Genomic DNA, 22528 nt, shown 5'->3' with positions numbered 1-22528 from the left:
AATGGTTTAAATTGTGCATCTCCCTAGTGTTATCAGCTATGCTGTAATAAACACTGGGGGGATGTTGATGGTACATTGGTTAAAACATGTTTGTATCGGGTTATTACTGACACCGTCTTTATGTACTGCATTTTCAATAAGTAATGATGCTTTTTTAAATACTGAAAAGTTATTAAAAAAACGTCAATATTCTCTTTTTGATCAAACTTTCCCTTCAATTCAACAACACCCTTTAGCCCCTTACCTAGAAGCCAAGCGACTCCAAACACAATTTTATAAAAAACCAATCCAGCAAATAGATGATTTCTTAACTCGTTATAAAGGCCAGCAACCCGCTATAGAGCTTCAAAAAAAATGGGTTATATATTTGGCTAAGAAACAAGAATGGTCGCTATTTCTTAGTTATTACACTCCAACCAGCAATCTCACATTACAATGTCACCGCATAAAAGCCCTTGAAAGTACAAAGCGGCAATTTGATGCCATAAAAGAAGGACAAGATATTTGGTTATTAGGCGTCTCACTACCTAAGACCTGCGACAAGGTATTTAAAAATTGGGAAAGACATGGCTTTTTAAGTCAAGATTTAATATGGCAAAGACTCGTCACCGCCACACAAAAACGCCAATATAAATTGGTGCGTTACTTAACAAAAAAACTTAGCACCGACTATAAGAAAAACGCATATTTATTAAAAGATCTATGGCGCTATCCGGAAAAACTTCTTAACTACTCTGATGTTCAACCCTTAACCTCTGATATTCGCTTTTTAATTCTAAACAAACTATTAAAAAAACAACCGGATATTTTATTCAATCATAATTATGAAAAACACCTCAATACCCAAGACTATGATGAAGAGCAACAAAATGTATTAACCAAAACAGCGATTCATTCATATGCCCTTAAATCGGAAGTTAATAATTTCAACTGGTATGAGCTAGCCAAAACAAAGCAATTACTTGACCTCAATTTAAAAGAAGCATTTCTACAAGGAGCCATAAACAACTCAAACTGGCCTCTGTACACACACTTATTTAAACTGATGAATAATGACATTCATGCCGAGCCTAAATGGTTATATTGGCAAGGCCGTGCTCTTCAGTCTTTAGGCGCTAACGCCAAAGAACAAAATAAGTTTTATCAGCAAGCGGCTACTCACCGGGATTTTTATGGGTTCTTAGCAAGCCAAAAAATAGGCATTATTGCCAGCATGAACCACACCCCAAGCCATGTCCCAGCTTCTTTATTACAACGTGTTAGGCTGCTTCCAGGTGTGAAGCGCGCTCTTGCTCTATACGAGCTAAACAGAACCGTGCAAGCAAGAAGAGAGTGGCAAACCGTTTTCGATGCCCAAACTGATGAAGCCAAGGAGGCTCTAGCCATCTTAGCGGGTCGATTAGACTGGTCAGACCGAGCTATCATGGGTTTAGCCAAAATTAAAAGCTGGCATGATCTTCAGTTGAGGTTCCCCCTAGCCCACGATCAATACTTTGATAAAGCAGCACAAAAAAATAACATAAATAAACACTGGATATATGGGATTGCGCGACAAGAAAGCGCCTTCATGCATGATGTCCGCAGCTCTGCCGGCGCCACAGGATTAATGCAACTCATGCCAAAAACGGCAAAAAGTGTATCTAAAAAAATGCGCATTCCCTATTCAAAGAAAAAATTAATAGATCCCGCCTACAATATCAAACTTGGTAGTCGGTACCTTCAATATTTACTGAAACGATATGATGGCAATCGAGTATTAGCAACGGCAGCTTACAATGCAGGCCCAGGTAATGTGAATCGCTGGCTTAAACGCTTTAATGGCGACATTGATATCTGGATAGAACAAATTCCTTTTAAAGAAACAAAAGAGTATGTTCAAAGGGTATTAACCTATAGCACGATCTACTCATATCGACTTGGTTTTCTTCAACCTGTTTTAGACGACACCACCCTAACCGCTTGGGCTCAGATTCAACCTGCGGAACTTAAGATTTCGAAAGCAAATATCAAGCAAAATGGGAAAGGTTAACTATGCTAAACATAGATAAGTGAAGGAATATAACATTGAGTACCGATAAGCGTTATGGGATCAATCAACACGGCTCAAGTGTACAAAACCCGGATTTAGACTGGAGCCAAATAAGAGAAACCATCACCATGCTTGCTCTGGCAGTGGCACAGGTGGAGTCTTCCATGAAAGATGGCGAACAAAGTGTCAGCACTCTTTCCGCTTCATTTACGGACATGGCAGATTATATTAGCCAAATCCGAAACTTAACGAGCAAAGTTACCCCCAATAATTTAGAGAAATATCAAAGTGTTATTGATGAAACCACGGCGAACCTAGAGCATAACGTGCAAAATGCTGTGATTGCCTTTCAGTTTTATGATCGCATCAGTCAACGTCTAGATCATGTTTGCCAATCCCTTGACCAATTGGGCTCATTAATAAGCGAAAAAGACTCTCTGTACAACCCAGAATGCTGGTTAAGTCTTCAAGATCAAATTAAAAGTTCTTACACCATGGATGCCGAACGCATCATGTTTGAGCATATTTTACGAGGCCATAGTATTGAAGAAGCACTAGAAATATACAGGCATCACTTTGACACGAATGATAAAGGCAAAGATGACCAAACTGGCGATGAAATAGAGTTATTTTAGAATTTTCACAATCTGCCCCACTTCAATGGAACCAAAACTTTGATGTATCGCATTCTGCCCAAGGTAAACCTGCTTATCCAGTTTTCGGTGCTTAAGTAATACCTGCATAACCTGCGGCTCTTTAATAGCGGTTTTAGGGTTAATTGTGGGAATAACACAGCGTGAACACGGCTTTACAATATCAAATAAAATGCCGTTAATTTCTATGGAAGACCAAGTATCTTCTTCGAAAGCATCACACCCAGCTACAACAATGTTTGGTCTAAAGCGCTCAGCAGCTAATGGATAGCCGATATCATCGCTAAGAAATTCAAGCGATGCTTCACTTAGAATCAAAAATGGAAAACCATCAGAAAACCCTGTCCTATCACCTTTCTTTGCGAAATTAAGATCAACTTGCCTATGCGTGTCTTGTTTTATGAAACACAATTTCACTTGTTTTTCTAATACATCGCTCATCCAAGAATTGATAGACGCAGGTAATTCAACCGCTAAAACCTCGTCATTCCAGACTGATACCGCTATTTCTTTATCAAGCATAGGAAGTTCAGACAATTGAATTGTTATATTCTGCTCTTTAAAGCTAAGCATGAGTGTTTCATCTTCAAATTTGGTCGCTACCTGAGACATCTGGATAAGTTGCCTTTGAGTTAAGAACTTACCGTTTTGATCTACCACCATAATTCGACGATCCCAAATCGGCCCAAATTCATCGATTGAGATTTTATCACTGGATATTCCTGTCAAAGATTTAACCGGATAAGTATAAAGCTGACTAACATACACAGACATAATCACTTCCTTTTTACAGTGATTATAAAAGATAAAAAAATAGGGCCATAGGCCCTAATAATATTTAAATAGAAATGTTTCAACCAAAGAGCTGCTTAGCTCGAACCTCAACAGCTTGTGCCAATCCATCTGGCTGAAATTTCGATAAAAATGCATTACAGCCTACTTTTTCAACCATGGCTTCGTTAAAACTGCCACTTAAAGAGGTGTGTAATACAACATACAAATCTTTTAAATTACCATCTTGTCGGATCTCAGTAGTTAACTTATATCCATCCATTGACGGCATTTCTGCGTCAGTAATAACCATCAATAGTTGACTATTAATGGGCCCTTCCGCGGCCAATTTTTTAAGGATATTCAAACCCTCAAGGCCATCACTGGCTTGTATAACTTCAATGCCAATACTACTTAGTGTCTCTTTTACCTGAGATCGCGCAATTGGCGAGTCATCAACCGCTAGCACTTTTAACCCTGATTGAGCCGCGCGCTCCATAACACCTAGATCAACCACATCATCGCTAATGGTCGTTTCATATGGGACAATTTCTGCCAGTACCTTCTCAACGTCTATAATTTCAACAATTTTGTCATCTACTTTTGTGATTGCTGTTAAATAGTGTGATTTACCCGTCCCCTTGGGGGGAGGCATAATTTCTTCCCAGTTCATATTTACAATACGTTCAACCCCAGCCACCAAAAATGCCTGAACTGTACGATTATATTCAGTAACAATCATCGTCGTTTCATCTGTCATTTTAATTGGGCCCATACCAATGGCATGGCTCAAATCCACAACAGGTAAACTATGGCCTCTTAAATGGGTCACCCCTCTTACAACTGGGTGAGAATCAGGAATATTCGTTAAATGAGTCATCCTTAACACTTCTTGGATCTTAAATACATTTATGGCATAAGACTGCCCACGACCAAAGTGAAACAGCAGCAGTTCCAAGCGATTTTGACCCACAAGCTTGGTTCTTGAATCCACATTTGAAAGTACACCCGACATACAGACCTACATATTTTCTCAACTATATTATTGAGTGTAGCTTAAGGTACAGGTTTGCCCACTTTCAGCTAAACTGATTATAAGATTGATAGCTAAGAGCCTCTATGAATAATCGAGATCATGTTTTATTGGCTAGACAGCCCATATATAACAAAAAGCTTGAAATTCATGCTTATGAGCTACTCTTTCGTAGTAATCCAGTAGCCGACTCTGCCAGCTTCACATGTGGAGACAAGGCAACTTCGCAAGTTCTGCTTAATGCGTTTGGAGAAGTAGGCTTAAGTGCTATCTGCGGAAATCACAAAGCCTATATTAACTTTACGAAAAACCTTATTCTAGAACCCCCACCTTTCGATCCATCACAGTTTGTCATAGAAATCTTAGAAGACATTGAAATAGATCAAGCGCTAATCAATGCACTCAGTGATGCTAAAAAGAATGGTTCGTCTTTAGCCTTGGATGACTTTATTTTAAATCATAATAGTGCACCACTACTGCATATGGTTGATATTGTTAAAATTGATGTGCTCGCCATGAGCCGACAGCATATAGAGAGATTTGCTAAGGCATTTATACCACGCAATATAATATTATTAGCTGAAAAAATTGAAACCCATGAGATGTTTGAATTTTGTAAAGATATAGGTTTTGAATTATTCCAAGGGTATTTTTTAAGTAAACCACAAAATATTGAAGGTCATTCAATTCCTGAAAATAAAGCCATTGTGCTTAAACTTCTAAAAGATATTCAAAATCAAAACATCAACGCATCTAACCTTGCTGAAACCATCAATCAAGACCCTCAGATTAGCTATAAACTTTTAAAGCTGGTCAATTCTGCCGCATTTACACGAATGCAAACTTGCACATCATTACAACAAGCCATTACCCTTTTAGGGCTAAAGCAATTAAGAAGTTGGGTGACATTAATAGCTCTTGGCAATTTAGAAGACAAACCCGTAGCCTTACATCAAGCCAGCTTAGAACGTGCTGTAATTTGCAGGCGGCTTGGTGAGAAGCTCGGAGAGCATTCAGTATTCGATTATTATACCGTTGGTTTATTCTCACTATTAGATGCTTATTTTGATCGCCCTTTACTCGGTATTATAAAAAGTCTAAACCTCCCAGACTCCATGATAAAAGCAATTACAAACGAACAAGGTAAGTTAGGCTTAGCATTACATAGTGCCAAGTGTTTTCAAACAGGGAAATTAGATGAACTTAAAATAATAGAATTAGAAAAGTACAATCTTTGTATTACTGATATCAATCAATTGTACAAAGACTGTATAGTAGAAAGTGATGCCCAAAGTATTGAACTAAAATAGAATACTGTTAACCCATACATCAAGTACGCAACATTAATGCTTTTACATACAAGATGTACAGAAACAGCTAAATCTCAATCAAATAAGACTTAAACTTCATTATTGAGTAACAGCCTGTTTAGCCTCAAAGGAGAATGCATCTCCATCAATATTCACTTGGATATTATCCCCACTTATAAATTTACCCGAAAGAATATCCTGAGCAAGTGGATTTTCTATAAAGCGTTGAATACTACGGCGTAGAGGTCGAGCACCATATACTGGATCAAAACCTTGGGCCACTAAACGATCTATTGCATCATCTGACAACTCCATTGTTAGCTCACGCTCTTTTAGTCGCTTGCGTAACTGATCCAATTGAATATCAGCAATACCTCGAATTTGATCACGCATAAGCGGATGAAATACAACCACTTCATCTATACGGTTAATAAATTCAGGTCTAAAGTGCCCTCCTACAATCTCCATAACCGCTGACTTCATGTCTTCATATTCACCTTCTGATTGTTCTTTACCTTCATTATTTTGACTTAATGTTTGAATCACATCACTGCCAAGATTTGAAGTCATAACCAGCACTGTATTTTTAAAATCGACAGTACGACCTTGTCCATCGGTTAGTTGGCCATCGTCAAGAACTTGCAACAAGATATTAAATACATCTGGATGTGCTTTTTCCACCTCATCCAATAAAATAACACTATAAGGTTTACGACGAACATGCTCGGTTAAGTATCCACCCTCTTCATAGCCTACATAACCAGGAGGCGCACCAATTAATCGGGCAACACTGTGCTTCTCCATAAATTCTGACATATCCACTCGAATCATGGCATCTTGAGAATCAAACATGAAGTTAGCTAATGCTTTACATAATTCAGTTTTACCCACACCAGTAGGGCCTAAGAATAAGAAGCTACCATTTGGTCGACGTGGGTCACTTAATCCGGCTCGACTACGACGCACTGCATTCGATACTGCTTGAATAGCATCGTGCTGACCTACAACATGCTTATGTAGTTCGTCTTCCATGCGTAATAATTTTTCACGTTCCCCTTCAAGCATTTTCGAAACTGGAACTCCAGTCCATTTCGATACTACTTCAGCAATCTCTTCATCGGTAACTCTATTTCGAAGTAGCTTGAATTCACTACTGCCTTTAGCGACCTCTTCCGCTGAGTCAATTTGTTTTTCTAACTCGGGGATTTTTCCGTATTGCAGCTCTGACATTCGCTGTAAGTCACCAGCCCTACGCGCTTGTTCCATTTCAACTTTTGCCTCTTCGAGCTGTTCTTTGGCTTGCTTTGAACCTTCTAATATAAGCTTTTCTTTTTTCCACACCTCTTCAAGGTCAACATATTCATGACCTAGGCGGTTAATTTCTTGGTTAATTTCACTTAAACGTTTTATGGAACCCGCATCATTTTCTTTATTTAATGCTTCTCGCTCAATTTTCAATTGAATTAAGCGACGTTCTAAACGATCCATGTCTTCTGGTTTACTATCGATTTCCATACGAATAATTGAAGCGGCCTCATCAATTAAATCAATTGCTTTGTCTGGCAATTGTCTATCTGTAATATATCGATTTGATAATTTAGCCGCTGCGATTATGGCACCATCTAAAATTTGCACCCCATGATGAATTTCATAACGTTCTTTTAATCCACGTAATATAGCAATGGTATCTTCTTCATTTGGCTCATCTACAAGCACCTTTTGAAAACGTCGTTCAAGTGCCGCATCTTTTTCAATATACTCTCGATATTCGTCTAAAGTAGTTGCACCTACACAATGTAATTCGCCACGACTCAATGCAGGTTTTAGCATGTTGCCTGCATCCAATGCACCGTCCGTTTTACCAGCACCAACCATTGTGTGAATCTCATCAATAAACAAAATAATATTACCTTCTTGTTTACTGACTTCTTTTAATACATTTTTTAAACGCTCTTCAAAATCACCACGGAATTTTGCACCAGCCAGAAGTGAACCCATATCTAATGATAGGATTTGTTTATTGCGCAACCCCTCTGGCACCTCCCCGTTTACAATACGTTGAGCCAAACCTTCAATAATGGCCGTTTTACCAACACCTGGCGACCCTATTAAGACAGGGTTGTTTTTGGTCCGGCGTTGAAGTACTTGAATTGTGCGACGAATTTCATCATCACGACCAATGACAGGGTCTAGCTTCCCTTCAGCAGCACGCGCCGTTAAGTCCACTGTAAATTTATTAAGTGCTTCGCGGTTATCTTCTGCATTTGGGTCATCAACAGATTCACCTTGGCGAACAGTATCAATAGCTCGCTCGATTTTTTCTTTATCTAATTTACAATCTGCTAATACTTTTCCAGCTTCGCCTTTATCTTCTAGGGCTGCCAGTAATACAAGTTCGCTCGAAATATATTGATCGCCTCGCTTTTGCGATAAACGATCTGTCAAATTTAATATGCGACCCAACTCAGGTGATAAACTTAAATTACCATCAGGAGAAGTCACCTTGGCTAAGCTTTCTAGCTTTTCATTAAGTTTACTTTTTAATTGATTAACCTGAACATTCATACCTTGGAGTAATGGGCGAATTCCGCCTGGGGTTTGATCTAGGAGTGCCAACAATAAATGCAGAGTATCAATTTGATTATGGTCGTGGCCCAAAGCCAAAGATTGGGCATCAGACAATGCTTGCTGCAAGCTACTAGTAAATTTATCCATTCGCATTTATGAAATCCTCTTACATATTATGCTTGCATTAGTAATGGTGGCGGCATTGTCTTTTTCAAGTGGCCAACCCTTGACCTACATCAAAATAAGTTAGTTTCTGTATAATAGCTGGCCTTTCATGATCTTTCGAACTACCAGAATATGCCAAACAATGTGATTCAAGGTGCCCTGCTTATACTTTTAGGTGAAGGGTTACTCTCTATTATGGGGGCGATCATTAAATATCTAAGCAACGATATGCCCACTGAGCACATTGTATTTTACCGAAACCTTTTTGGTTTAATCATGCTTGTACCTATCATTCTGCATAGCGGTGTCTCGCAACTTAAAACGAAAGTTATGCATTTGCATTTAGTTCGTGCTGGTGTTGGTCTCACGGCAATGTACGGGTTCTTCTATGTCATCGCTAATATGCCGCTAGCAGAGGCTTTTCTTGTTAAGCTAACGAGCCCATTTTTCATGCCAATTGTAGCCGCCATATGGCTTGCCGAGACCATTAAACCTAAAACTGGGTGGGCTATAGCCATCGGTTTTATAGGTGTCATGTTTATTCTTAGGCCCGGTACGGAAGAGTTCACCCCTATTGCCCTAATAGGCTTACTTTCTGCAGCACTTGCCAGTACCGCAAAGGTGTCTATTCGTCGTATGAGTATGACTGAATCCAGCGTGAGAATAGTGTTCTATTTTGGCGTCATTAGTACAGTGTTGTCTGCTATACCACTTATTTGGAGCCCATACCTTCCCAGTTTAGAATTACTACCTTGGATAGTATTAATGGGTCTTGTCGCCACTTGTGGGCAATTAGCCCTTACTCGGGCGTATCGCATCGCCAATCCGGGCCAAATAGGGCCTTATGTTTATAGCTCAGTGATTTATGGTGCCGTACTTGGCTGGGTATTTTGGGGGGAAACCCTAGTTTTAACCACCATAATTGGCAGTGCATTAATAGTCACCGCAGGAATTTGGAATGCGAGTGGTAAAAAGCAAACAAACTGAATCACAATGAAACTAGCTGTTTAAATTATAAGTGCTAGATTTAATCATCATGCTAGTAAAAAATTTTATGCTAAATATACGCAAATTAGCTATTTTTAGCTTCGTCTATCTATACGCCACCTTAGCCCAAGCTACACCTACGACTATTAATGTTGGCGGGTATCTATTCCCGCCATTTGTACAAGTAAATAACGCATCAGTAAGCGGCTTAACACTCGATTTAATTGAGCTTTTTAACAATACTCAATCTGAGTACAATTTTGAATTCATATTAACCTCCCCTAAACGTCGCTATCGTGATTTTGAGCGTGGTTTATTTGATGTTCTCTTCTTCGAAAATAAAAACTGGAGTTGGCAAAAATACGATTTAAATGAAAGTATGGTTTTTCTATCTGGTGGCGAGGTATTTATTGCAAACCTTCATAACAATAGAAACCAGACATATTTTGATGATCTAGGGGATAAACAGCTAGTGGGAATTTTAGGTTACCACTACGGATTCGCCAATCATGAAACTGATATACAGCACCTAAAGAAATCCTTTAACATACGTTTCGTCAATTCTCCTCAAACCGTTATTAGTCAAGTAATCTCTGGTAAATCAGATATCGGCATATTGACGTATTCATACATACAACAGAAAATAAAAAATAATCCAGAATTAGCATTAAAACTGCTCATCTCAAATAAATTTGATCAAACCTACCAACACAAAATTATAATGAGAAACAACAATTTAATAACAACAGAGGCCATTAATCGTCTATTAATGAAAGTATTAAACGATGGTTCATTAAATTCACTGCTAAACAAATACGGATTATCCCCTCTAAAATAACCATTGTCTTTTATCTACAGATCCTTAAGAATCAAATAAACAAAGGAATTCACCATGGATAAAGATAACTTTAAGCAAATCTACCCTTTCCATATCAAACAAGATGTCATCTGGGGGGACATGGATGCCTTCAAGCATGTTAATAACACTGTGTATTTTAGGTATTTTGAAGGTGTAAGAATGGCGCTTTTTGAAGTCACCTCGGTTATTTCAAATATGAATGCCACACAAATCGGACCAATCATGGCTAGCATCCAATGTCAGTTTAAAGCCCCCTTAAGCTTTCCAGATAAAATATTAATCGGTACAAGAATCAAGGAAATTGGGGCAAAAAAATTTACAATGGAATATGCTGTATTCAGCGAACTACAAAATACTATTGTTTCAACTGGTGAAGGGCTGATTGTTTTTTATGACTATAAATCAGGTAAAAGTACAGAAATACCGAATAATATTAGAAGAAACTTCAATGATACTTTAAATAGTAGACACCATTAAAAAGGGGCTAACAGCCCCCTTTTAAATCTAAGTGCTATTTTTTCGTAAACAACAAATCAAAAGTAACAGGGACATCTAAACTTATTGATGAGAGATTAGCCACTTTACGAAGTGCTTCTACACCCTCAGCCAAGCCATAATCACCCGCTTTGATGAGCAAAGGTTCCACGCTTAACACTTGTACTTTATTCGCTGATTTTTTCGTAACCTTAACATTAATCGATACTTCTTTATGTATACCGTGTAAATGTAAGGTAAGTTTTAAAGTTTCAGTATAAGACTGACCTACAGCTAGGGCATTTGTTTTAGCGACATCAACATTACCCTTAACACGTGCCCCTGAAAACTTACTCACATCAAATAATAGAGTATCAAGGCGTTCATTACGTATCTCTATGTTTGTTTGTGCGCTAGCTAAATTAATATCAATCGTCGCACGACCATCCTTTAATACTTGACCTGCAAATTCTTCAAATGTGTGAACTTCGACTACATTTTCTTTTTTAGTAGAGCTAAATGTAATTTTAGATTCATCCTTACTTAGCACCCAATTAGCAAATGCCGCTGGTGACGCTAATAAAGCTGCCATTGTTAAAATAGAGATTAGTTTCATTTTACCCCCTTAAGTTATTTTTGTATTACTGTGATATTCAATTATATCCTATCACATACTGAACATTCACAAATTAATTACGTTGGTTCTACGTTTATTAAGAAGTTCACACTTTCACATAGCATGCTCTCCTCACCTGCAACTCGTTCTTTCAAGTCAACCCCACTAAATCCCAGCCTAATTGACTCATTGATCAGGTATTGCGCTTTTATTGCAGCATCAGAATAAGTTAAACCGCCAATACGAATATTTGAAATACAGTTTCGCATAGCATCATTTGTCCCGACAAACGGCCCATAGGTTAAATACACACCAAGACTATCTGGACTTAAAAGCCCTGGCCTCTCACCAATCAACAGCAAAACTGACTTTGCGCCTAAAGATTGAGCTATATGGTCACCTAATGCTACTCGCCCTTGCTTAGCCACCACCAAAGGCGCCAAATTCAAATGGGAAATTTTTGGAAGCAGTGATTCCAAGAAAGCACCAACATTTGCCGTCACCGCCAACGATGACAAACCGTCAACCACACAAATAGCTAAATCATAATAGCCACTATTTCGTTTAAGCTGTGTCTCGCTACTTTCATTAAGTACACGACCTAAATCCGGCCTTTGCAAGTACTGCTGTCTATCAACCGCTTTTGATTGAACAAGCAAAGCCGGTTCTACCATAAACAAATTATGGTTATAAGTAAGCAGATTTTCTCTCAAATCACGGTATGTCTTATGTGTATCTAAAGACAAGTGCACCGCATCTCTTGCTTGTGCATGCTCCAACTGAAATTTAAGTAATTCATGAGTTGGCAATGAACTCCCAGCACGACCCAAAGCAATTCGCGCAGAGGTAAACTGCCTTAGTTTACCCCACTGGTTACTATTAACATTAGAAGTACTCAATGATTTCATTCAGCAATCCTTCATAATCGATTAAGCGCCTGCTGAAGCTCATTAGGCATTAAACCAGTTAACTGAAAATTTGAATCAACAATTCCCATTTGAACAAGCCACTGATTAAATTCAGGTGCTGCTTTAAAACCCAATAACTGGCGAACATACAAAGCATCATGAAAAGACGTGGTTTGGTAGTTCAGCATAATGTCATCAGAACCGGGGATTCCCATTATAAAATTACACCCAGCATTAGCCAGTAAGGTTAATAATGCATCCATATCATTCTGATCTGCCTCAGCATGATTGGTGTAACACACGTCACAGCCCATAGGTAAACCTAACAACTTACCACAAAAATGATCTTCTAAACCCGCTCTTATAATTTGCTTTCCATCGTATAGATATTCAGGACCTATAAAACCCACTACGGTATTCACTAACAAAGGATCAAAATGTCGCGCAACCCCATAGGCTCGCGCCTCACAGGTTTGCTGGTCCAACCCATGATGAGCATTAGCACTTAAACTGCTCCCTTGCCCAGTTTCAAAGTACATCAGGTTTTGACCTAGTGTGCCTCGCTTTAACGATTGTGCCGCTTGTTGAGCCTCACTCAAGTGCTCTAAGGTAAAACCAAAACTATTATTCGTGGCTTGGGTCCCCCCGATACTTTGAAAAACCAGATCAACCGGTGCACCGTTCTCAATGCATTCAAGAGTATTCGTCACATGGGTAAGTACACAAGATTGAGTCGGTATTTCATAATGTTGAATTACTTCATCAAGCATGTGCAATAAGCGGGTGCATTGCTCAACATTGTCAGTGGCTGGGTTAATGCCAATGACAGCGTCACCATTCCCATATAATAGACCATCCAAAATACTGGCTGCGATGCCCGATAGATTATCACTAGGGTGATTCGGTTGAAGGCGAGTTGAAAAGTGTCCAGACAATCCAATGGTATTACGAAATTGTGTCACCACATTACACTTTTTTGCCACCAGAATAAGGTCTTGATTACGCATGATCTTACTCACTGCGGCTGCCATTTCCGGGGTTATGCCCATTTTTAAATTGGCTAACGCTTGGCTGTCACACCCATAAGAGAGCAAATAATTACGAAAATCCCCTACTGTAAAATGACTTATTGGCTGAAAAGAAGCTTGGTTGTGGTTATCTGATATCAGACGGGTGACATCATCATCTTCATACGGAATAAGCGATTCATTTAAAAATTGCTTAAGCGGAACATCAGCAAGGCACATTTGAGCCACGGCACGTTCTTTTTCAGTGAGTGCCGAAACACCCGCTAATACATCGCCACTTCGTAAGGGCGTGGCCTTAGCCATGAGTTCCGCTAAATCAGAAAAGATATAGGTTTCGGTGCCTAATATATATTTAAATTGCCCCATTAAAGACCCGCAAATGCTCCTAATAAATTCGGATTAACATTACATTAAATCGATGACAATTCTAATATACGGGTTTCACATAAAATGGAAAGCACAAAAAAAGCGCCAGGAGGCGCTCTTAAATCAATCAGCATTAATAATAAAATCAGTTAAACCCACTAACAACAGAAAACGCCCCGTCTGCATCTGGCATTAACTGAAATATGCCTTCTTCACCGACGGTCACAAAGTGCCCGCCACCAAGATGAACGAGATCATTACAAGGTGCGTCAGCAAAAGTAGAAACCGTTGAAACCGTTAAAGGGTCGGTAACATCCAACTGCATCAAACCATCAAGAGGGTCGCATACCATTAAGGTTTTATCCCATAATGCTAAGCCTTTTAAGTAACCTAAGCGTGGATAAAAGGCGAGTTCAGTGATGTTATTGGCAGAATCGATTTCATAAACATATAAATCACCTTGGCCTATTTTAGTGCCATCTTCTGTTTCCGATTCTAGAGTGATAACCGTAGAGTATGCATATTCTCCATCGGTTATGACGGGGTCATCGCCAGGAATATCTCTAACGGCTGAATCAATAAATCGAATTTGGCCATCTGCGTAATCATATATTCGTACCTCACCTGGGCTACCAAGGTATAGTTGCTCGCCATCAGTGGTTAACGTTTGGGCTTCAAAAGAGCCTAATCGTTGTTCGTTATCAATTACTGGCTGAGTCACATCGTCAATATCCACTCTCACCAACTTATTAGACGCCAATGAATAAACGGCCCCATCAAAAAGGATTAATTGAGCACTGGAACCGGACACTCCAGAATGCTTGTCAGATGAGTCACTGGACTCCGTTGTTTGACAACCATTTATGAACATACAAGACAAACTAATTAGAAATAACTTATAGGCAGAAGAAGAAACATGTTCCATGATCGCCCTCCTCTAATGTAAAACCAATCACAACTTCGTCATCCCCTAACTCAATGTTATACCACTCAGCACCATCAGGTATAACCAAGTAATCCTTGTAGTCATACATATTATTAATACGGGAAATTTCTGTCTTACCATCAATAGATACAAACACCATGTCTGAATACTGTTGAGTAATTAGCGTTCCTTCATGTATGACGACATCTTTTGCACCAGGAAGGTTTATAAACTCTTCATGAACCGGATTTAGAGGGTCCGTATTATCAACAACTTCTAAACCCTTATCTTTTACAGAGACAATTATTTTTTGATCATAGGAATAAATTTGGGAATACGGAGCACCTTGCTTAACCGAAGATGCTCCGATTTCAGATTTTAGTTCAGCCCGTGTTTTGGTAATGGGCTTAGCCACATCATGACACGCTACCAGCAGCAAACTAGACAGCACTACTGTCAGTTTAAACTGCCGCTTAAAACATAAATATTTCAACACTTAACATCCTTATTAAATCGAATTTATTTCTTAACCCAAGTAGTGCCTTCACGGCTATCTTGTAGCTCTATTCCCTGCTCATCCAGATCATGGCGAATTTTATCAGCCAAGGCAAAGTCTTTGTCCTTCTTTGCTTGTACGCGTTTCTCGATCATCTCTTGAATATAAGCTTCATCAACATCCACGCCTTGTTTGAAGTAATCCTCAGGATTTGTTTGCAAGCACCCTAATACATCTGCAAACGTTTTAAGCAAGCTGGCCAGTTTATCTTTAGATGCACCCTCCGCTTTATTTATATGAGATACCAAATCAAACATTACGGCGATGGCTTTGGGCGTATTAAAGTCATCATTCATGGCCGACTTAAATTGATCAATGAAAGCAGACACATCAGCATCATTTTTATCCACTGCCACCCCTAAATTACAACCCTTAAGAGAATTGTATAAGCGATCCAGTTTGCTTTGCGCGTCTTGCAGACCTGCTTGGCTGTAGTTAATTTCACTACGATACTGAACAGAAGCCAAGAAGAAGCGAATCACTTCTGCATCGTATTCTTTTAAAACATCACGTATGGTGAAAAAGTTGCCTAACGACTTAGACATTTTCTCACCATCTATACGTAACGCACCTGCGTGCATCCAAGTATTGGCGTATTGTTCACCAGTTGCCGCTTCACTTTGTGCAATTTCATTTTCATGATGTGGGAATTTTAAATCAGGCCCACCACCATGGATATCAAAATTATTACCCAAGCAGCAGGTAGACATAGCAGAACATTCAATGTGCCAACCAGGGCGTCCCTCACCCCAAGGGCTAGTCCAAGATGGTTCTTCTGGTTTAGCCGATTTCCAAAGTACAAAATCTAGAGGGTCTTCTTTTTCTTCAGTTACTTCGATTCGGGCACCGCTTTCCAACTCTTCTAAAATTTTGCCCGATAGCTTGCCGTAACCTTCAAATTTACGCACACGGTAATACACATCACCATTAGTCGCTGCATAAGCAAACCCTTTTTCAATTAAGGTTTGCACCATACTAATAATGCCTTGAATATGATCTGTTGCTTTTGGTTCGCTATTTGGGGTTAACACATTCAGCTTGCCAAAATCTTCGTTCATGGCATTTACCATACGATCAACCAGCACATTGAATTCTTCACCGTTTTCAGCTGCACGGTTAATAATCTTATCGTCAATATCTGTGATATTACGAATGTAATTCACATCGTATCCAATATGACGCAAGTAACGTACGATCACGTCAAATGACACCATCACACGCGCATGACCCATGTGACAAAAATCGTAAACGGTCATACCACACACATACATGCCAACCTTGCCAGCTTGCAGTGGTTTAAATTCTTCTTTTTGACGCGTTAACGTATTGTATATATTTAGGGCCATAATCTTTCTACTTTGAATAACGGTTTCAACCGCCTTACATTTGGAATTATTTTTTGTAGGAGCGTGCTCGCGCGCGAACAGGTTAAATTTAAATCTCGTGCAAGCACGCTCCTACATTTATTACTTTTTAGCTATTTAACGCTCTGTCTTCACGCAAACCAATGGTTAAGTTAAATACAGGTTTATCGCTTGAGTGATTAAAACGATCCGCTACATAGTAACCTTCCCGCTCAAACTGAAACACAGTTTCAGCACTCACACTTGCTAGTGCAGGCTCAATTAAACCCGTTTTAACCACTAAGGACTCAGGGTTCAAACATTCCATAAAGTCTTTTTTGCCGCCATCTGGGTTGGCATCCGTAAACAGTCGACCATACATGCGAAGTTCCGCCTCTACTGCATGTTTACAGCTTACCCAGTGCACTACCCCTTTTGGTTTATCGCCATCTTCCGGATCGCATCCTAATGTATTTTCAATTAACGTGGCCTTCACTTGTGTGATATTGCCTTGTGCGTCTTTTTCAAATCCATCTGCTTGAATCACATAGCCGTGACGTAAACGAATCCGCTTGCCCACACAGAATTTTTTCTTGAATTTTTTACTGTACTCTTCTTTAAAATCATCTTGATCAATGAATATTTCATTGGTGAACGGCACTTCTCGCTCGCCCAACTCTTCACGGTCTTGTAAGTATGGAACGGTAAGTGTTTCATCATGGTCGGCATTCATATTAGTGATCACAACTTTAAGAGGGTTGATCACACACATGGCGCGCGGTGCGTTTTGATTTAAATCATCACGAATAAAAAATTCTAACTGTGCAACGTCCACTGTGCCGTCTGTTTTGGCAACCGCCAATGAATCACAAAAATTACGGATTGCCGCTGGGGTATAACCACGACGGCGCATACCGCTAATGGTTGGCATACGAGGGTCATCCCAACCACTTACCACATTGCCTTCAACCAAGGCGCGTAATTTACGCTTACTGGTCACGGTGTAATTAATATTTAAACGACCAAATTCATATTGGTGAGGCTCAGCCGGTGTTTCTAGGTTTGCTATAAACCAGTCATACAATGGGCGGTGATCAGCAAACTCAAGGGTACACACAGAGTGGGTAATGCCCTCGATTGCGTCTGATTGCCCATGAGCAAAGTCATAACTAGGATAAATACACCATTTGTCACCGGTTTGATGGTGTGTCGCTTTCTTAATACGGTAGATGTAAGGGTCACGCATGCTCATATTTGGTGAAGCCATATCAATCTTCACACGAAGGCCACAAGCACCTTCATCGAATTCACCGTTACGCATTTTTTCGAACAACTCTAAGTTTTCTTCGACACTACGCTCACGGAACGGGCTGTTTTTACCCGGTTGCTCAAAGCTACCACGGTATTCCTTGGCTTGCTCGGCAGATAAATCACACACATAGGCTTTGCCTGCTTTTATCAAATCCAATGCCCATGCATGTAATTGATCAAAATAATCAGAGGTGTAATGGATATCCCCTGCCCATTGAAAACCTAACCAGCGCACATCTTCTTGAATAGATTGTACGTATTCGTCTTCTTCTTTCTCTGGGTTTGTGTCATCAAAGCGTAAATTACACTGCCCTCCAAATTGCTGGGCCAGCCCGAAATTTAGGCAGATGGATTTTGCGTGACCTATATGCAGGTAGCCATTTGGCTCCGGCGGGAAACGGGTAACGACGGTGTTATGCTTACCACTGGCAAGGTCTTCGTTAATGATTTTCTCGATAAAATTAACGGGTTTTGCCTTTTCTTCTGTCATTTCTTAAGCTCAATTGGATATGGCCTTAGGCAGCTCTTGAATAAAGAGTGAGGAGATTCCCCCTGCCCGCTGGCTAGAAAAATATAAAAGCCGTATTATACGCACCCTTTAAACACAAGCACATAGAAAAGGTGATCCCGTGACTCAGGTTGTACTAAAAACCAGTTTTGGCGATATTAAGTTGTCATTAAATGCAGAAAAAGCCCCTAAAACTGTTGAAAATTTCATCAATTACGTAAAAGAAGGCTTTTACGATGGCTTGATTTTCCACCGCGTAATTGACGGTTTCATGGTTCAAGGTGGCGGCATGGAAAAAGACATGAGCCAGCGCCCAGCTACTCAAGGTTCTATTCAAAACGAAGCTGACAACGGTTTATCTAATAAAGAAGGCACCATTGCCATGGCCCGCACCATGGACCCACACAGTGCTTCAAACCAATTTTTCATCAATGTAAAAGACAACGGTTTTCTTGATCACACAGGCAAAAACCCTGAAGGCTGGGGCTACTGTGTATTTGGTGAAGTTGTTGAAGGTATGGATGTGGTTAACCGCATGAAAGGTGTTAAAACGGGTATGGCTATGGGTCACCAAGACGTACCAGTTGAACCAATCACCATCGATAGCACTGAAATCGTAGAATAAGCCTATCTATGAGCACTTGGTTTATTAGTGATTTACACCTAGCGCCTGAGGAAACCCGCATTACTGCGGGTTTTCTTGATTTTATGCTTGAGCCTCAAAGTGGTGACGCCCTATATATTTTGGGTGATTTCTTCAACTACTGGATCGGTGATGATACTCAAGACCCTTACATTGATCAAATCAAACAAATCCTAAAGGCGACACGAGACCGAGGTGTTGCTATTTATTTTATGCATGGCAACCGCGACTTTTTGCTGGGTGAAGCGTTTTGTAACGCTGCAGGCATGACGCTTTTAGCCGACCCAACGGTGGTAAATTTAGACGACGAGAGCGTAGTATTAATGCATGGTGATAGCTTATGCACTCGTGATATTGCCTACATGGAATTTCGTAAAATGGCCCGCGACCCTCAATGGCAAGCGCAGTTTTTAAATCAATCGATTGAAGATCGCACTGCCTATGCACAAAAGGCTCGGGATGAAAGCAAATCCAGTAATAGCATGAAAGATGATTCTATTATGGATGTCACCCCCACTGAAGTGGATGCCGTGTTATCCCAGCACGCAGCTAAGCGTATGATTCATGGACATACCCATAGGCCTGCTACTCACAACTGGCAATATAACGGGGAGAATAGAGAGCGAATCGTACTTGGAGACTGGTACACACATGGCTGGTATTTAAAAGTAGATAACGGCGTATATCATTTAAAGCAGTTTGATTTACCCAACCCTTAAGGGAGGCCTAGATGCTATTACGCTTACTAATTACGGCAATGATGCTATTGGCCATCGCCAAGTTTTACTTACACGATAATCAGCAAGCCGAAAAAGTTAAGCCCGCTCAGCAATTAGAAGACGTTAAAACTCAACTTAAGGACATAAAAAACGAGCAAGAAGCACAACAACAAAAGTATTTAGAACAGATAGGACGCTAAACGCCAGTTTAGTCCCCCTCCATATTTTTCAATTCCATTTTATTCCCAAATCCATTTATACTGATTTAAATACATCAGCAAGGGGAATCATCATGAACGATAATATTGCCAGTATTTTTGGTTACTGCGGTTTAATCAACATTGGGTTTATGATGTTTTGGTTTATTGCGGTATTAATTGCACGAAAAACCATTATTAAAATGCACAGCACTTTATTTGCAATAGATGAAACACAAATCATACCCATACATTATCAACTGATGGGCATGTTTAAACTAATTAATGTTTTATTTTTTATTACTCCTTGGATTGTTCTAACGTATATCATCCCCGCTTAAGATTTAGCAGAAAACGCTCATTTAACTCTATAAATGAGCGTTTTAATCAGAACTCAAAACACACTAAAACCTATTCCTTTCTGTTTAGACTCATTAAAAAGTTAAAAGCCTTTTAACTTAGCCAAGCATCTACAATATTGTCTTAGATCAGGTTTATTTTCTTTAATGAAAAAAAAGTTACTTTAACTTCTGGAGTTGACTTAGATCATTCATGCCACATTTCAAAGGCATATCATAATGAAAAATCAACGGGAACTCTAAGGAAACCCCATGTTAAAACAACTACAAACTTCGGCCCTCATTCTTTCATCTACCATCGCATTTGCAGCACCAGCCATGGCATATGACGCTGGTGATATTCTAATGCGTGTGGGTACAGCCACAGTTACACCTGAAAGTATTTCGGATGATCTGGATCAAGTTGCAGGCGCTCAAGCCTCTGCCAATAGTAATACTCAGCTTGGTATTTCAGGCACATATATGCTTACCAATAACATTGGTGTAGAAGTTTTGGGTGCTACGCCTTTCACTCATAAATTAAAAGGTAAAGGTGGACTTAACGGGGTCAATATTGGCGAAGTTAAACATCTTCCACCAACAGTCAGTGCGCAGTACTACTTCATGGACTCTACCAGCCCGTTACAACCTTATGTTGGTGCAGGCTTAAACATCACAGTATTTTTTGATGAAGAAGTACACTCTGATTTAAGTGCAAACTACCAAGAGCTAGACTTAGATGAGTCTGTTGGAATCGCCGTTCAAGCGGGTTTGGATTACAGCTTTGACGAAAAAATGTTTGTAAATGCCTCAGTTATGTACGCAAAAATTGGTACAACAGCCACTCTGGATGGCACCGCTGGTAAGTTAACTGTCGACTACGATTTAGACCCTATGGTTTACCGCTTAAACTTTGGTTATAAATTCTAAAAAAAACTAATTAGCCTCACCTTGAAGCCCACTTTTAGTGGGCTTTTTTCATTTATAAGCAATGATTGTATTCTCCCCATGAATTGTTAATATCTCGCCAAATGACTAAATTATTGATGCTATGAAATCGATCCTTACTATTTTTATTCAGTTTTTCACACTAGGATGCACCAGCTTTGGCGGTCCTGCCGCTCATCTTGGGTACTTTCGCACTGTGTTTGTAGAAAAGCGAAAATGGATAAAAGAAGATGAATACGCACAACTCATTGCCCTGAGTCAATTTTTGCCCGGCCCAGGTTCCAGTCAAGTTGGATTTGCAATAGGCATGAAAAAAATGGGGGTTCTTGGAGGGATAACGGCCTTTATTGGGTTTACCTTACCCTCTTTTGCTTTAATGGCAGCTTTAGCCGCTGGGTATGTCCATTTACAAGAAGCCTCATGGCTGGATACTATTATCCACAGCTTAAAACTGCTTGCGGTTATTGTAGTATTGGATGCCACCCTATCCATGAGTAAATCTTTTTGCAAAGAAAAATACACACAAATTATTGCCCTGTTAACCTGTGCAGTTTTAATCATTAGCCCGATACCTTTTAGCCAAATTTATTGTCTTATTGCTGCCGCAGCAATAGGAAGCTGGCTACTAAAGAATGACCTTTCAAGTGAAAGCACAACTCCCCCACAAAAAATATCAATACATAACCTTACATTGTTATTTGGTTTTGTGATTTTATTTACCTTATGCTTATTCCAATACACACCCTTCAATGAAGTATTTGAAGAAACCTTCGTAGCTGGTAGTTTAGTATTTGGCGGTGGCCATGTTGTATTACCTCTTCTGAGTGACTTTTTTAATCCTTTAATTGGTGAACAAAGTTTTATTACCGGCTATGCCGCTGCACAAGCTATCCCTGGCCCCATGTTTACATTCGCTACTTACCTCGGCGCTTTAAGCCATGAAAATCCTTTAATTGGTGCCAGCTTAGCAACTCTTGGAATATTCTTACCTGGGTTTATTTTATTAATTATCTTTGAAAAACATTGGCAACAACTGGCTCAGCGCCCAAAAGTGTCAGGTATGGTTAAAGGAGTGAACGCTGCAGTTGTTGGATTATTAGCAGCGACCCTTTATAACCCTATTTTTTCATCTAGCGTCATATCCTCTGTCGATATGGCTTGCGTAGTGATCGGGATATTACTGCTAAGGGTTTTAAATTGGTCAATCTTCCGTTTAATTAGCTTAGCCCTTGTTTTGAGCTTACTTCAAATTGTCATAATGCCCAGATAAGTT

At 39.7% G+C, this 22528-nt stretch carries 22 protein-coding genes; 12 read left to right on the top strand and 10 right to left on the bottom strand.

Going from position 1 to position 22528, the window contains the following annotated elements:
- Positions 1-67: 67 nt before the first annotated feature.
- Positions 68-2029, top strand: coding sequence for a transglycosylase SLT domain-containing protein (locus ABWV45_RS00285; RefSeq protein WP_353347504.1), 1962 nt, complete (start codon positions 68-70; stop codon positions 2027-2029).
- Positions 2030-2064: 35 nt separating this feature from the next.
- Positions 2065-2664 carry a hypothetical protein gene (locus ABWV45_RS00280; protein ID WP_353347502.1) on the top strand — a complete coding sequence of 200 codons (600 nt, stop codon included), beginning with the start codon at positions 2065-2067 and terminating at the stop codon, positions 2662-2664.
- On the opposite strand, the gene ABWV45_RS00275 is transcribed toward ABWV45_RS00280, so the two are convergent.
- Both ABWV45_RS00275 and ABWV45_RS00270 read right to left on the bottom strand, forming a co-directional pair.
- A complete protein-coding gene (locus ABWV45_RS00275; protein WP_353347500.1) occupies positions 2656-3456 on the bottom strand; it encodes an MOSC domain-containing protein in 801 nt (266 codons plus the stop codon). The genes ABWV45_RS00280 and ABWV45_RS00275 overlap by 9 nt on opposite strands.
- A 79-nt stretch (positions 3457-3535) precedes the next feature.
- Entirely contained in the window at positions 3536-4468 is a 933-nt protein-coding gene (locus tag ABWV45_RS00270) for a chemotaxis protein CheV (protein WP_353347498.1), read from the bottom strand.
- A 104-nt stretch (positions 4469-4572) separates the two neighbouring features.
- On the opposite strand from ABWV45_RS00270, the gene ABWV45_RS00265 reads away from it, so the two are divergent.
- Positions 4573-5796 carry an EAL and HDOD domain-containing protein gene (locus ABWV45_RS00265; protein ID WP_353347496.1) on the top strand — a complete coding sequence of 408 codons (1224 nt, stop codon included), beginning with the start codon at positions 4573-4575 and terminating at the stop codon, positions 5794-5796.
- Positions 5797-5895: 99 nt separating this feature from the next.
- On the opposite strand, the gene clpB is transcribed toward ABWV45_RS00265, so the two are convergent.
- Positions 5896-8517 carry an ATP-dependent chaperone ClpB gene (gene clpB / locus ABWV45_RS00260; protein WP_353347494.1) on the bottom strand — a complete coding sequence of 874 codons (2622 nt, stop codon included), beginning with the start codon at positions 8515-8517 and terminating at the stop codon, positions 5896-5898.
- Between the two features lie 144 nt (positions 8518-8661).
- On the opposite strand from clpB, the gene ABWV45_RS00255 reads away from it, so the two are divergent.
- The 3 genes from ABWV45_RS00255 (at position 8662) to ABWV45_RS00245 (ending at position 10852) form a co-directional block, all read left to right on the top strand.
- On the top strand, positions 8662-9516 hold the full coding sequence (locus ABWV45_RS00255; RefSeq protein ID WP_353347492.1) for a DMT family transporter: 855 nt from the start codon (positions 8662-8664) through the stop codon (positions 9514-9516).
- A gap of 67 nt (positions 9517-9583) precedes the next feature.
- Positions 9584-10354 carry a substrate-binding periplasmic protein gene (locus ABWV45_RS00250; protein WP_353347490.1) on the top strand — a complete coding sequence of 257 codons (771 nt, stop codon included), beginning with the start codon at positions 9584-9586 and terminating at the stop codon, positions 10352-10354.
- A gap of 54 nt (positions 10355-10408) precedes the next feature.
- The gene (locus ABWV45_RS00245; RefSeq protein WP_353347488.1) at positions 10409-10852 is read left to right on the top strand and encodes an acyl-CoA thioesterase; all 444 of its coding nucleotides are present in this window, start codon (positions 10409-10411) and stop codon (positions 10850-10852) included.
- A gap of 34 nt (positions 10853-10886) precedes the next feature.
- Here the strand turns inward: ABWV45_RS00245 and ABWV45_RS00240 are convergent, their stop codons facing one another.
- From ABWV45_RS00240 to ABWV45_RS00210, 7 genes are all read right to left on the bottom strand, one after another.
- Positions 10887-11465, bottom strand: a complete 579-nt coding sequence (locus ABWV45_RS00240; RefSeq protein ID WP_353347486.1) for a YceI family protein — start codon at positions 11463-11465, stop codon at positions 10887-10889.
- A gap of 77 nt (positions 11466-11542) precedes the next feature.
- Positions 11543-12373: an ethanolamine ammonia-lyase subunit EutC gene (gene eutC, locus ABWV45_RS00235; RefSeq protein ID WP_353347484.1), complete on the bottom strand. Its 831-nt coding sequence runs from the start codon at positions 12371-12373 to the stop codon at positions 11543-11545.
- Positions 12374-12384: 11 nt separating this feature from the next.
- The gene (locus ABWV45_RS00230; protein ID WP_353347482.1) at positions 12385-13767 is read right to left on the bottom strand and encodes an ethanolamine ammonia-lyase subunit EutB; all 1383 of its coding nucleotides are present in this window, start codon (positions 13765-13767) and stop codon (positions 12385-12387) included.
- Positions 13768-13912: 145 nt separating this feature from the next.
- Entirely contained in the window at positions 13913-14692 is a 780-nt protein-coding gene (locus ABWV45_RS00225) for an LVIVD repeat-containing protein (RefSeq protein ID WP_353347480.1), read from the bottom strand.
- Complete coding sequence (locus ABWV45_RS00220; protein WP_353347478.1) at positions 14664-15188, bottom strand: hypothetical protein; 525 nt, start codon at positions 15186-15188, stop codon at positions 14664-14666. Before ABWV45_RS00220 ends, ABWV45_RS00225 begins: the two co-directional genes overlap by 29 nt.
- A 23-nt stretch (positions 15189-15211) precedes the next feature.
- Positions 15212-16594, bottom strand: a complete 1383-nt coding sequence (gene cysS / locus ABWV45_RS00215; RefSeq protein WP_353347476.1) for a cysteine--tRNA ligase — start codon at positions 16592-16594, stop codon at positions 15212-15214.
- A gap of 127 nt (positions 16595-16721) precedes the next feature.
- Positions 16722-18392 carry a glutamine--tRNA ligase/YqeY domain fusion protein gene (locus ABWV45_RS00210; RefSeq protein WP_353347474.1) on the bottom strand — a complete coding sequence of 557 codons (1671 nt, stop codon included), beginning with the start codon at positions 18390-18392 and terminating at the stop codon, positions 16722-16724.
- Positions 18393-18531: 139 nt separating this feature from the next.
- Here ABWV45_RS00210 and ABWV45_RS00205 point away from each other — a divergent pair, with 139 nt between their 5' ends.
- From ABWV45_RS00205 to chrA, 6 genes are all read left to right on the top strand, one after another.
- Positions 18532-19035: a peptidylprolyl isomerase gene (locus ABWV45_RS00205; RefSeq protein WP_353347472.1), complete on the top strand. Its 504-nt coding sequence runs from the start codon at positions 18532-18534 to the stop codon at positions 19033-19035.
- An 8-nt stretch (positions 19036-19043) separates the two neighbouring features.
- Entirely contained in the window at positions 19044-19772 is a 729-nt protein-coding gene (locus ABWV45_RS00200) for a UDP-2,3-diacylglucosamine diphosphatase (protein WP_353347470.1), read from the top strand.
- A gap of 11 nt (positions 19773-19783) precedes the next feature.
- A complete protein-coding gene (locus ABWV45_RS00195) occupies positions 19784-19972 on the top strand; it encodes a hypothetical protein (RefSeq protein WP_353347468.1) in 189 nt (62 codons plus the stop codon).
- A 92-nt stretch (positions 19973-20064) separates the two neighbouring features.
- Complete coding sequence (locus tag ABWV45_RS00190; protein WP_353347466.1) at positions 20065-20310, top strand: DUF6868 family protein; 246 nt, start codon at positions 20065-20067, stop codon at positions 20308-20310.
- A gap of 270 nt (positions 20311-20580) precedes the next feature.
- Positions 20581-21237, top strand: a complete 657-nt coding sequence (locus ABWV45_RS00185; RefSeq protein ID WP_353347464.1) for an OmpW/AlkL family protein — start codon at positions 20581-20583, stop codon at positions 21235-21237.
- Positions 21238-21358: 121 nt separating this feature from the next.
- Positions 21359-22525 carry a chromate efflux transporter gene (chrA, locus tag ABWV45_RS00180; RefSeq protein ID WP_353347462.1) on the top strand — a complete coding sequence of 389 codons (1167 nt, stop codon included), beginning with the start codon at positions 21359-21361 and terminating at the stop codon, positions 22523-22525.
- Positions 22526-22528 lie beyond the last annotated feature (3 nt).

This window comes from Oceaniserpentilla sp. 4NH20-0058, assembly GCF_040371755.1.
In the GTDB taxonomy this organism is placed as follows: domain Bacteria; phylum Pseudomonadota; class Gammaproteobacteria; order Pseudomonadales; family Oceanobacteraceae; genus Bermanella.
The sequence above is the reverse complement of the archived record's forward strand: the minus strand, read 5'-3'. Positions and strand labels throughout refer to the sequence as shown.